Origin of the sequence: Gilvibacter sp., from assembly GCF_965601605.1 — a bacterium.
Classification (GTDB): domain Bacteria; phylum Bacteroidota; class Bacteroidia; order Flavobacteriales; family Flavobacteriaceae; genus Gilvibacter.
Genome location: NZ_CBFCWJ010000046.1, coordinates 54027 through 66929 on the forward strand (window position 1 = coordinate 54027; position 12903 = coordinate 66929).

At 43.2% G+C, this 12903-nt stretch carries 11 protein-coding genes; 4 read left to right on the plus strand and 7 right to left on the minus strand.

Annotated features, from left to right (window positions below; translation table 11 throughout):
- Nucleotides 1-3 precede the first annotated feature (3 nt).
- Genes ACSLP7_RS13395 through ACSLP7_RS13405 form a run of 3 tightly spaced genes read left to right on the plus strand, consistent with a single transcriptional unit; the run spans nt 4 to nt 2002 of the window.
- On the plus strand, nt 4-405 hold the full coding sequence (locus ACSLP7_RS13395) for a BT0820 family HAD-type phosphatase (RefSeq protein ID WP_435579773.1): 402 nt from the start codon (nt 4-6) through the stop codon (nt 403-405).
- Nucleotide 406: 1 nt separating this feature from the next.
- The gene (gene map, locus ACSLP7_RS13400; protein WP_435579774.1) at nt 407-1225 is read left to right on the plus strand and encodes a type I methionyl aminopeptidase; all 819 of its coding nucleotides are present in this window, start codon (nt 407-409) and stop codon (nt 1223-1225) included.
- 3 nt (nt 1226-1228) lie between these two features.
- On the plus strand, nt 1229-2002 hold the full coding sequence (locus ACSLP7_RS13405; RefSeq protein ID WP_435579775.1) for a class I SAM-dependent methyltransferase: 774 nt from the start codon (nt 1229-1231) through the stop codon (nt 2000-2002).
- Here ACSLP7_RS13405 and ACSLP7_RS13410 read toward each other — a convergent pair.
- From ACSLP7_RS13410 to ACSLP7_RS13425, 4 genes are all read right to left on the minus strand, one after another.
- Nucleotides 1999-3045, minus strand: a complete 1047-nt coding sequence (locus ACSLP7_RS13410; RefSeq protein WP_435579776.1) for an FAD:protein FMN transferase — start codon at nt 3043-3045, stop codon at nt 1999-2001. The two genes, ACSLP7_RS13405 and ACSLP7_RS13410, sit on opposite strands and share 4 nt — an antisense overlap.
- Nucleotides 2999-3358, minus strand: coding sequence for a Na(+)-translocating NADH-quinone reductase subunit F (locus tag ACSLP7_RS13415; RefSeq protein ID WP_435579777.1), 360 nt, complete (start codon nt 3356-3358; stop codon nt 2999-3001). The genes ACSLP7_RS13410 and ACSLP7_RS13415 overlap by 47 nt, the downstream gene beginning before the upstream one ends.
- On the minus strand, nt 3359-4225 hold the full coding sequence (locus ACSLP7_RS13420; protein WP_435579778.1) for a DUF4846 domain-containing protein: 867 nt from the start codon (nt 4223-4225) through the stop codon (nt 3359-3361).
- A 61-nt stretch (nt 4226-4286) separates the two neighbouring features.
- Entirely contained in the window at nt 4287-8963 is a 4677-nt protein-coding gene (locus ACSLP7_RS13425) for a M36 family metallopeptidase (RefSeq protein WP_435579779.1), read from the minus strand.
- A 238-nt stretch (nt 8964-9201) separates the two neighbouring features.
- Between ACSLP7_RS13425 and ACSLP7_RS13430 the strand changes: the two genes are divergently transcribed.
- Entirely contained in the window at nt 9202-10200 is a 999-nt protein-coding gene (locus tag ACSLP7_RS13430) for a hypothetical protein (RefSeq protein ID WP_435579780.1), read from the plus strand.
- Nucleotides 10201-10208: 8 nt separating this feature from the next.
- Here ACSLP7_RS13430 and ACSLP7_RS13435 read toward each other — a convergent pair whose 3' ends face one another.
- From ACSLP7_RS13435 to nqrF, 3 genes are all read right to left on the minus strand, one after another.
- On the minus strand, nt 10209-10757 hold the full coding sequence (locus ACSLP7_RS13435) for a hypothetical protein (RefSeq protein WP_435579781.1): 549 nt from the start codon (nt 10755-10757) through the stop codon (nt 10209-10211).
- Nucleotides 10758-10854: 97 nt separating this feature from the next.
- Nucleotides 10855-11409: a phage tail protein gene (locus ACSLP7_RS13440; protein ID WP_435579782.1), complete on the minus strand. Its 555-nt coding sequence runs from the start codon at nt 11407-11409 to the stop codon at nt 10855-10857.
- Nucleotides 11410-11594: 185 nt separating this feature from the next.
- Nucleotides 11595-12902 (minus strand): NADH:ubiquinone reductase (Na(+)-transporting) subunit F, encoded by a 1308-nt coding sequence (nqrF, locus tag ACSLP7_RS13445; protein ID WP_291187655.1) that lies wholly within the window; start codon nt 12900-12902, stop codon nt 11595-11597.
- Nucleotide 12903: the final 1 nt, after the last annotated feature.

A 12903-nucleotide genomic window follows, 5' to 3' on the forward strand; every position in this document is an offset into this window, starting at 1 on the left:
AGTTTGGAAGAAACTCGAAAAATAGCGGTAGACTTTGACGGAACCATAGTGGAGAACGCATATCCTCGCATTGGCAAGCCGATGTTGTTTGCATTTGACACAATGAAAAAACTCCAGCAAAAGGGATTTAGACTTATCCTTTGGACCTACCGCCACGGCAAGTCGTTGGAGGAAGCTGTGGAGTTTTGCAAAGCCAATGGAGTGGAATTCTACGCAGTCAACCAGAGTTTCCCTGAAGAAGAATTCACTCAGGATGTGAGCCGAAAGATCAATGCCGACCTCTTTATTGACGACCGCAATATTGGCGGTATGTGGGACTGGGGACTGATCTATCAAGAATTGATTGGAGAACAAGCTCCTACCCCAAGAAAAAAGAAATCTTTATTCGCCTTTTTAAAACGATAATATGATCATCCCAAAGACCACCGAAGAAATAGAACTCATGCGCGAAAGCGCATTGATCGTATCCAAAACTTTAGGGATGCTCGCTGCAGAGGTAAAGCCTGGAGTGACCAGCTTGCACTTGGATAAATTAGCAGAAGAGTTCATTAGAGATCACGATGCCATCCCAGGATTCTTGGGACTCTACGACTTTCCGAATACTCTTTGCATGAGCCCGAACGCTCAAGTAGTGCACGGAATTCCAAACGATACTCCCTATGAACAAGGAGACATTATTTCTATAGATTGCGGAGCTATCAAAAATGGATTTTACGGAGACCACGCCTACACCTTTCCTGTTGGAGAGATCGCGCCAGAAGTGGAGCAATTGCTTAAGGTGACTAAGGAATCGCTATATGTAGGTATTGCGCAGTTTAAAAAAGGCAATCGCACTGGTGACGTGGGATATGCCATTCAGCAGCATTGCGAACAACACGGTTATGGTGTGGTTCGTGAATTGGTGGGACACGGTTTGGGTAGAACCATGCATGAAGATCCAGAGATGCCTAATTACGGACGCAGAGGACGCGGAAAGAAATTCGTTGAAGGAATGACCGTGGCTATTGAGCCTATGATCAACCTTGGCACCCATCGCATTGAGCAACTCAAGGATGGCTGGACCATCTTGACACGTGATCGTAAACCCAGTGCACACTTTGAACACAACGTCGCTTTAGTGGATGGAAAACCAGAACTACTCTCCACCTTTGGCTATATTTACCAGGCCTTGGGTATTGAAAGTGATGAAGAAACTCCTTTCCGCGCAGAAGCCCTGGTGCTCTAATTGATGAAAGCCCTATTTAAATTTTTTCTGAATCTTTTTCCCAGACCGCTGCTGATTCGGCTGAGCTATGTGGTACGTCCGATCTTTGCCTTTTTTATGCGAGGCAATCGGTATGTTGATCCTATTGACGGTAGAGGATTTAGGAGCTTTTTGGCTTATGGTTACGCCAAGACTCGCGAGAATGTTTTATCGCCTAGTACACTCTCCTTGGAAAGACACCGCTTGCTTTGGCTGTTTTTAAAGAACGAAACGAACTTCTTCACTGAGCCTCAAAAACTGTTGCACTTTGCACCGGAGCAAGCCTTTTACAAGCGTTTTAAAAAGATGCAGCATTTGGATTATGTAACCACAGACCTGAATTCACCTATAGCTGATGTAAAAGCCGATATCTGTGATTTACCCTTTGAAGACAACAGTTTTGATGTCATTCTTTGCAATCACGTTCTGGAACACATTCCCGATGACGCTAAGGCCATGCAGGAACTTTATCGCGTATTGCGCCCGGGTGGCTGGGGTATTTTTCAAATTCCTCAGGATTTAAGCCGTGAAGTGACCTTTGAAGATCCAAGCATCACAGACAAGGAGGAACGCACCCGTATCTTTGGTCAATACGACCACGTGCGTGTGTATGGCCGGGATTATTTTGATAAACTCGCTGCTGTAGGTTTTGAAGTTGATGCTGTGGATTATACGCAGAGCATCGGTAAAGAACTGTCAGACAAATACCGTCTGGCTTGGGGAGAACTTATCCCTTATTGCAACAAGCCGCTGAATTAGTCTTTGAGCAAAGGTTCAAATCCAGCAGTAAAGAAAACCGCTGTAGAATCAGCAACCGCATAGGTTAAATAAGCCTCAACACCGTCTATCTTTTCCAAGAGCACCTTTGATTTTTCTAATCCAAGAGCCATAAAAGTTGTGGCATATGCATCTGCTGCTGCACAGGTACTTGCCAAAACGGTAGCGCTAGTAACATCACTGGTCTCTGCCGACCCGGTAAGGGGATTTAAGGTATGTACGTAGCGTTTTCCGCTAACGGGATCTACCCGAAACTTACGGTAATTCCCAGAAGCTGCCATTGCAATGTTCTCAAGTCTCACTGCTGCTTGAAGACCACGCGTTTGGAAATTGGTATCAACAGCTTCTATTCCTGCTACCCATTGTGTTTGCTTTTCCAAGTTCATTCCGGAGGCATAAACCTCACCGCCCAACTCGATGATATAATCGGTTAAGCCTTGATTCGCCATAAAAGTCGCGATTCGGTCAATGCCATAGCCTTTGGCGATGGCGTTGAAATCAAAGTAGATCTGCGGATACGCTTTGGTAATGGTCCCATCTGCATTGAGCTTTACTTTATCAAATCCGACGTAAGTCATCAAAGAATCTAAGCTAGTACTATCAATTACGGCTAAGGGTTTTTCATCTCCAAAACCGTAAGCGTTTCTAAGCACACCTATGGTCGGATCAAAATATCCATCAGACTCGCCATGGATCTGTTGAGCCAACTTATAAACCTCTTGAAACATGGCATCTGTAACCTGGGTAGAATCTCCGCGATTGATACGCGTAATATCGCTGTCTTCCCAATAAGTGCTCATGGATTGATTAACGGCGTTGATCACTGAATCTACTCCGGCGCTTAAATCCATCTTCTCCGAATGGAAGTACTTGATGGAAAAGGTCGTACCGAATGCTCCTCCTTGAAGCGTATGTAACTGCGGAGTTCCTTCTTGACAGCCGATTAGCATCAGCCCAAAAAAGAGTCCAAAAACAACTTTAATTAATTTCTTGAAGACCATGATAGACCATTGTATAGGATTCATCTTTAATAGGAGGTTTGGCATAATCACTTCCATGCCCCAAACCAACACCAGCATAGTACGTCTTGGCATTGAATTTATCTGCATGCTGTTTGATGGTTTGCATAAACACCGGATCATAAACCTTGGCATCTTGCGGATAGGCCACGGCGCGTACGATCACAAAATGCAGATCTTTATTCTTGAGAGCCACAAACTGCGGATCCTTTTTGAGCTTGGAGTTCACTCCTAAAAACTCATAGCCTTGATCTTCCAGATCTTTGCCTACAATGTTCATAGCCAAATTGTGAAGTTCCTGTGGTGATAATGGGGTCATTTATTTAAATCTAATGCACTTAAATTCAGTGAACGTATATGTGGGAATACCAAAAGAATCTCCTTTGGGATACTCATACCAAGGACTTCGTTTAGAATCATTTAGATTCTTGAGCATATGCACACTTTGTGCAGGTGTATTCCCTTGTGCAAAAATAAATAATTTCTCGCCGTTGGCATTACTAATCTCATCTACAGCCATGATTATATGACCTGGAAAACCCGGATAAACGAGCATGTCTCCAAGCTGCATTTCATTGGGATCATTAATATGGATGAGTTCATCATGCAAGGACTGAGTGCCTGAATAAGTAAAGATCAAATTGAGATAGCGGTAAAAATTGGCTTTGCTGTGATCTACGGATGCGGACTTTTCAAAACGAACATCGTTCCCATTGATCACCGGACGATAGCCTTGGGCGTAATACTTCCACGAACAATAATCTCCAGAAGTAAAATTAAAGCCAATCTCGTCCTTTCTACCTGCTTGCCAAAGGTACTCCGCTCGCAATCGAATTAAGGCATCTGCGCATTGCTGGAGGCCGTTATCGGGCACAGAAAGATTCAATACCCCAACATGCCCGCGTTGATACACAAAGGGTTTGCCCGTATAGTTGATCACCTCAGCGCCTGCGGGTAAAAGTTCAAAACTCCTCAAATACTGCTGAAAACTTCCAACCGGATATGGAACACGCGAGTAGTTCTCTGGCAACTTAATACGGCTGGCAACTGTATTACCCTGCTCATCTATATAATTGGGACTGACCACATAACTCTTGGCCACTTGAGTGACCACCTGTCCCTTCTGAGTGCGTGACAAAAGAAAGATCACCAGTCCAATAACAAGCAGTAGTAAAAGTTTACGCATACGGTTATAACAAAAAAACCGGCACTTTAGTACCGGTTTTTTCTATATCTGAGCAATTTAATTATTGCTTGATCACTCGTTTAACAATGGTTCCTTCTGTAGTGAAGACTTTCACGAAGTAGATCGCTGTATCTAATCCGGTAAGATCAAGCTCAACGCTTTCTGTTACCGTGTAGGTCTTGTTTGTGATCAGACGACCGCGAATATCGCGAACCTCAACCGCTTCAATAGTCGCTGAAGGAGCTACTACGCGTACCAAACCAGTAGTTGGGTTTGGCACAACGCTTAGGTTGTTGATCTGGTTGTCATCGGTATTGAGCACCTTCTCCTCGAAGAATACTAAGAAACGATCATCATCTAAACCAGCATCTGCAGCAAAGCTGTAGTTCCCTATGCTTAAGTTGGTGATAGCTCCCGTCGCTCGATCTTCAATGAACACATCCACGTCTGTGGCTAAAGTTCCTAATTCAATATCAGCCAATGAGATGGTGAACAATTGATTCTCCTCAATTTGCGAACGGAAACCTACTTGAATTTGCGCGCTCATATCAAAAGCCTCGCGTGCTTGAATGGTCAACTGCTCGCCAGTTGCTAGCGTAGAGAATAAAGAAACTGGAGTACTCAAACGCTTGGCGTCAAGTTGGGTCTCGTAATCGGCTGAAGCTCCTTCCATAAAGGCCACCAACATCTGACTTCCCAGTTTATAAGTTTCATTCTTAATATTTAACCAAAGGCGCACCTTAGAGGCATCAAATGATTTGTACCCGGTATTGAATCCAACTACACGTTGATCGTTCTCATAGGTTACTGTTCCTGCAGCTACCGCTTTGAAACCAAACCCTTGACCAGAAGCGATGTATTGCGTTGGTATATCTCCACCATTGGCGGCAGCAGTTCCTCCTACCGTGGCCACATACATGGAAATATCTCCCATATCGTAATTGGCTTCATTATATCCTTCATAAGTATCGCTTGGTCCGCTGATGTGATTCCAGAAATAAATGGTAGATCCTGTAACCGCACTGTTATCGGCAATAAATACTTCTGCATCTATGGCAGAGGCGTAAGGATTTGCAGTTACATTGGCACTAGCATTCTGAGATCCATTATAACCAGCTGTGAAAGTAAATACACCATTGTTCAAGGTTCCATCGTCATAAACAAAGTTATAAGTTGCTCCATCTGGTACCGTTGGAGATGCTTGAGGCATCAATAGGTATCCTTCTGCCGGATTGATAGTTCCAGTATAGTTCACCCAGTTATTACCGTTATCATCGGCCCAATTCTCTGCAGTTGGATCTGCAGCAGCTACCGCCGGATTTGGCACAAAACTCGCCGTAGAGTGATTTCTAAATTGTACCGCCGTTCCAAAGGTATTGGCACGCGTACTTCCCGTCATTGGGTTCCCCACAATCATAAAGTCGCGGTTGTCCAAGCTAGGAGAAGTTTTACGTACAATAATACTACCGTTGTTATTTACAACAGCATCGTCATTGATTTGTACCACCGATCCTTCGTGTTGTACATCCAAAGTACCATCGACATTAATATTACCTACTGCACTAAGTGTACCACCGGCACCAACAGTCAGGGTTACCAATGGATCTACTTCACAAGAACAAGAAGTAATATCTCCGTTAACAGCAGTATCGTAATTACTAGCAATAGTCGCAATAGTTCCTGCCGTTGGAGTTACATCCCAAGAACCTCCTGAGAAGGTTGCTCCGGTTCCTTCAATAGTAACAGTCACATCACAAGTAGTGATTCCACCAGCTCCGTCATCGGCAGTGATGGTTACAATGTTCTCTCCAAGATCTGCACAAGTAAAGTCTGTCTTGCTTAATGAAATACCTACAGAACGTCCACAATTCTCAGCTAAACCTCCTGAATTTGGCACAAAAGCAACATAATCATTAGTGGCTGTCCATGCAGTCGCGTTTCTTCCGTCAACTACATAAGCCTCGGTACCACCAACATTTTCAATTCCTTGTGTACGTGTTCCACCATCAGAGGTAATCGAAGTACTGTGTACCTCAATACGGCTGCTTCCTTCATACAATTGTACTTGGAAGGTGTTTAGTGCTCCACCACCACCAGAAACCCAGTGTGGCATATCAATGTAGTCTACTACAAAAACTCTGTTAGGAGCAGTTCCTTCTAGTTTGTATCGAATAGTCTCACTACCATCTGGCAAATAATCGTCCCAAACAGCAGCAATCATATTATCTGGTAAAGTAGTTGATGGCAAAGCATCATTACTAAAGTCAGTCAAGTCATTGGTATCAAAGGCCAAATACCCATTAGAAGTAATGTATACATTGGTATAATCTACTCCCATAAAGCTAAAGGTAAAGCCAAGTGCAATTGCAGCTGTTCCTTGGTCATCACCTAAGGAAACACTTGTAGAACCTGTTGAAATATCTAAAGGAGCAAAAGTTCCTGTTTGATCAATGGTATAACCCGTTGCTGGAGTCAAGTTTGCAATTACATCTGCGTTTACTAATGTCGCATTTCCTGCACCGTCTAAGGTGATTGTAGCATCCTGACAAACCAAAACTGGATTGCCGTCTGTCACAGTAATATTTTGTGTAGGCGTAGCAGTAGAACCGTCACAGTTGTTGGCTGTAAAGGTCACCACAGCAGTTCCTACACCAGCAGCATTTGGATCAAAGTCAAAGGTTCCGTCACCATTGTCCGTTACACCAGCTCCGCTGTAAACACCAGCAGAAAGCGATTGTCCTCCACCAAGAGTTTGAACTCCTTCTGTTACACAGAAAGTGTCTCCTCCAGTAAGCGCAAAGCTAACTGATGGCGAGGTAAAATCTTCAGTACCATCACTGCGGCTTGATGATAAACCTTGGTCTGCGTTAAGTCCTAACCCGCGACGGGCAAAGGCATCCCAAATTAAACATTGGTTCGCACCACCGTAAATGTTGTTGTCCGCTTGTAAAATAGCATCACGTCCATCTACAAAACCTGGACTACACGGTTGCAGCTTCATCGCTTCTGAAACCAAATTCAAGGCGATGTTATTACCGCCGGTTCCGTTATAGATATCAGCATCCCAACCGTAAACATCGATAAGGTCCCATGTCATTTCCCAAAGCATGGTCGCCCAAACAGATCCAACTCCGTGAGGAACTGAGGCAGATGTAATATTATTATAGGTCTGGGTATTGTTTTCACGGTTATACGGTTGTGGACGAATTCCACCACCAGTAGTTGGTTCTTCAAACAAGAAGGTACCAACAGGACGGTTAGTATTGGAAGCATCACCAGGTTTCATGGTTAAAATTAACCCTAAGTAATCACTCCATCCTTCACCCATTTGTTCTTGGTTACTCAAACAACCTGAAGCAGCTGGACCACCTGTCAAACGGTTAGACCACCCGTGCCCGTATTCATGAGCAATTACGAGGTTGTCAAAATCACCATCTGCAAAAGTCCCGTTTCCGTTAATATCACATACAAACATCTGCATCGTAGGATTGAATCCGTCAGAGGGAGTTCCAAAGTTGGCATTACAAGTTCCTGAACCGTCTTGAGCCTCGGCATTCACTGAATCACTCCCAGAACCTCCATTTCCGTAGTTGTTCTCTTGGAAGTTACCTGCTGATTCGGTAAAACCATACTCGTAAAGAACATCGTGAATGATGTTGGTCCAGTAGAATAAGTTGGTAATCGCAGCGGACTCTGACTGGTTTGTAGTTGTATATGGAATAGTCAAAGTATAATCAAAATCTAGACTCGCACCTCCATTTGGGGCAAATCCAGGATTATCACCATCCTCATAGGTGTTAGTATTGTTACCACGCGTAGTGGTGAACTCTGCACCCGTAATACCATTGGTATCGTGCCATCCGAATGGGGAAGCATTTGTGTTTTCAGGATTTACCACTAGCACACGACCTGTACTGTGATTTGGAGATTCATCCGGTATGGCGTAAACGCGATATTGAGCCGGAACTGGTGCAGCTGCATTTACCACCATTGTAGGGGTATATGCTACTTCTGTAGTCGGAGCCTCGTGTGGCCCAACAAATGGTACATCATGGCTGTGGTCGTGACCAAAATCACAGTAGTTCGTAAAATTGAATTTAGTGACGATATCTCCAGTTGTTGCATCCACAAAGAAATTATACCAATCAGCACTGCGTGTTTCGGCGATAGAGAGTTCCCAAGCCAATGACAAACCTCCCTTATCGGCATAGTGATAAACCAATTGCGTTGGAATTTCATGTTTGGAGATACCTGCTTTGCTGTAAAGTAGAACGCCATTTTCTTTACGCTCTAATTGCGTAAGGCTTTCTGTCATGCTGTACACCATGCGTGTAGCAACATTTTGAATAGCCATTTCTGCAGTCATGCTTGAGCTACCCAATGATTGAGCCTGATTGTAAAGATTTTTGATCATCTTATTGTTGAAATTGCTCAGCTTACCGTCGGCATTGATATGTATGCTCGATTCGGTTCCTTTCACAGGAATTCCATTAATTGCTTGAACAAAATAAACGTGATGAGTTCCACTTACTTCACTGGTATGTTCCGCAGTGATGATGTAAGCGGCATCCTCTTGGAAAAGGCTTTCATTTTCAACCAATTCTTGTAGTTTTTGATCTAAACTAAAATTGCGGGATTGTCCGTAAGCTGTAGAAACAGCTCCAAAGATCAAGAAAACAAAAACACCATAAAGGGCTTTTTTAACTGATCCTGAGACAGTTAAGTAATTAAGATGCATAATTTTACGGTTAAAAGATTGTTGTTAAGGGGATTGATTTAGTGTGTGTTAGTCGTCAAAAATAGCATTTAAACGACGAAATACAAGGAAAAACTGCATTTTGTTAAGGATGTCATAAAAAAAGTGCCAATTAATTGAATAACTAGCACTTGGCTCTATCCCTTATTAAAGTATACTAGACGAAAAAACAGGTAGAATTGCGCGTGATTTTTACTTCAATATTTTTGACTTTAGTGCTATGAAATTGAGTAATGATTTTCCACGACATATTGAACAAATGCTCAAGGCTCAAACGGAAGCTGAAGAGATTGCCTCAGCCTTAAATTTGGCAGATCATTATCAAGACTTACTTGAAACCCATGCCGCACTGTCGGATTTCACCAACAAAGAAGAAACTTTTTTAGATGGTGGAGTAGCTCTTGCCTCTCAATTCGCACTGGATTGTCTGCGTGATCTACTCAGGACTGCGCGTTTTATTAAAGGTACATTTCAGGCCATAAAGGATCAATTAGAAAACAAGACTCAAGTCAATTTACTCTATGCAGGATGTGGTCCTGCAGCGCCTTTAGTGCTACCGTTGTTGCACAAATTCTCTGCTCAAGAACTTCGTATTAATCTCTTGGACGTTACACCGAGTTCTATAAAAGCGGTAAGAAATCTAATTGAATCCTTAGGACTTCACCATTACATTGAAAACTATCTAGTTACCGACGCCATCACTTACAAAGGGCCAGAGCAAAGTATTGACATTATTGTCTCGGAAACCATGGACAAAGGACTCACTCGAGAACCTCAGGTCAGAATAATGCAAAACCTTATGCCGCTATTAAAGAAAGATGGTGCCTTTATCCCACAGTGTATTGACCTCTTCGCCGGATTGAGTTTCTATGGAAAAGAACCCTATTTTGATTTGTACAAGGATCTGAGTAATCTCGGTGAATCTTACCCGGAAGGAAAATTAGACCAAAAACTATTCAGCATTACCAATACGCTTTCCAACGCAGAACCCTTTGAGTTTATTTCCGAGAAGATCGAGATCCCTCGTGATATCTCATTAACTCCTGATGCGGTAGTTTATGCAAATATCAAGATCTATAAGGACCAAGTATTGACCCAATCCAAGTCCTTAATTAGCAACCCTTATTGTATCCGATCTTTAACCGGATTAGAAGGTCAACACTTCAAGCTCCGTTACTCGACACTGGGAACTCCCGATTGGGAGCTCCTGATCGAATAAGCTTAAAATCAAAGCGTAAAATTCAGTCGAATGATATCTCTGGATGCAGCTTTGGTTGTTTCGGGTAGCGTATCGGCCCCAAGTTCACGATGGTTCTCCCAATGTGAAGCGTGAACAAATGCGTAATCTCTGCCAAGACACAACATTCCGGAATTTTCTCGTTGGTCATCTGTAATACGAAAGTGAACTCGTGGTGACGATCCCGCTTTACGCCCTGGCAAAGGTGTCTTACAGCTATAATTACCCTTTACATCCGTATAAAAATAGCCTCGTTTATAACTCCAAAGAGAATTTGAATCTTTAAACCAGAGTTCTATCTTGGCATTTGCCACAGGCTCAAGTGTGTTCTTGTCCACGACCCTCCCTTCGATCTTGTAGTCTTTACCTAATTTAAGACCACTTCTGTAATCTGTTCTAAAATCGGAAACTGAAGAGTATCCAGTATTCTGCCCTGAAGTTTTGCTTGTGGCTAGCGCTGTTGTTCCAACAAGCGACAAACCAACGGTAGCAGCCGCTGTGTTACGCAAAAATTTGCGTCTGGAATTGATTGGTTTCATAATGATGGTTAGTTATGAGAAATTATTAGTATAATTTACAAAAAAAGAGTTGCCCATACTGAACAACTCTTTTCTCGAATCTGAACGAACACCACTTTTAACTTCTCGAAGGATAAACCCCTTGTAGAGCAATGATGTAGTTCACAACCTGAAAAGGTTGCATATTGTTTGCAGGAGTTCCATTACCTGTATTTCCTGTTTGAACAGATGCGTTGTTCATTGTCACATCTGGACTGGCTTCATTAAAACCTTGTGTTGGTGTGAAGCTTCTACCAGCAAGTGTTCCTGGAGTCGCTATACTTGAATTAGCAGTTGCCGCAGTTTGAGAAGCGTTGGCAGAACTGACATGTAAACTCGCTGTGTGGTTGTGGGGTGGTAAATTAGCAGCCTGTAATACGGTACTTTCAGCTCCACTTTTTTGCCCTAAGACTCTCGGGGTCAGTCCAGGACCTTGACCGTTTCCAATTGGAGCTCGACCGCGTAAATCTGGCAACCCGAAAGTAGTTCTTCCGTCACCACCATAAGTGGTTCCCAAAATAGAAAACAGTGCTGTGTTTGTATTAATTGGTAGTAATTGTCCCTCACACAGGGCCCAACCTCTGGGAGCAAAGTTCCCAGCGAACATGATAATTTCTCCGATAAATGGATCCATAATATTGATTTAGTTGATTAGTAATGTTTAAGAGCTGTTAAATGCTTCTTTTGTAAAACTAGTTTTCAATTAAATCTCTAGTAAGGGTATAAACACCTGATTTAATGGGAGCGGCAAATAGTTGATCCTCAGAAATAAAAAACCCCCGGTAAAAACCGAGGGTTCTATTTTTATAATGGATTGGATTATCCTCCAAAGTCGTCGAAACGGATATTCTCATCTGGGATTCCGAAATCTTCTCCCATCTTCTGTACCGCTTTGTTCATAAGTGGCGGTCCACAGAAATACAATTCAATATCCTCTGGAGCTTCGTGGTGGTTCAAATAGTTGTCGATCACACATTGGTGAACAAATCCAACAAAACCGTCTCCAGGAGCATCCAAGCTCTCTTTTACTTTCCAGTTGTCTTCTTCTAACGGCTCTGATAGGGCCAAGTAGAACTTAAAGTTCGGGAACTCACGCTCTAGCTCGTTGAAGTGCTCTAAGTAGAATAACTCACGCTTAGAACGTCCTCCGTACCAATAAGTCACCTTACGACCGGTCTTTAAAGTCTTGAAAAGGTGGTACAAGTGAGAACGCATCGGCGCCATACCAGCTCCACCACCAACATACAGCATCTCTGCTTCACTGTGGTTAATGAAGAATTCACCATAAGGTCCTGAAATGGTTACTTTGTCTCCTGGTTTTTGCGCGAAGATATAAGAAGAGGCAACACCTGGGTTTACCGTCATCCATTGGTTCTTAGCACGATCCCATGGCGGAGTCGCAATACGTACGTTAAGCATGATCTCACGCCCTTCTGCAGGGTAAGAGGCCATAGAGTAAGCACGCTCTACTGTTTCTGTATTTTTCATTACCAATGGCCACAATCCAAACTTATCCCATTCCATCTGGAATTTGTCTGGAGTCTCGTGCTCCTCTGGGTGAGCCGTGATGTCCATATCGCTATACTTGATCTCACATGGAGGAATCTCGATCTGGATGTATCCACCAGCCTTGTAGTTCATATCTTCTGGGATCTCAACTACAAATTCTTTAATGAAGGAGGCTACGTTGTAGTTACGTACAACAGTGGCTTCCCACTTTTTGATACCAAACACCTCTTCTGGGATGGTGATATTCATGTCTTGCTTTACCTTCACCTGACAAGCCAAACGCGCTCCAGACTTAAGCTCCTTCCGCGTAAAGTGTGGGGTTTCTGTTGGCAATGCTTCTCCTCCACCTTCTAAAACGTGGCACTCACATTGAATACAGGTTCCACCGCCTCCACAGGCAGATGGCAAAAAGATCTTCGAGTTTCCTAGGGTGCTCAAAAGGGTGCTTCCTGAAGGAACTTCAATTTCTTTTTCGCCATTGATCGTAATGGTCACAGGACCCGATGGCGATAGTTTTTCTTTGGTGAACAACAATAGGGCAACCAATAACAAGATCAGCACCAAGAAGGCAACGATCGTGGCCCCTATTACTCCTAAACTTACTTCTAGTATAAACATA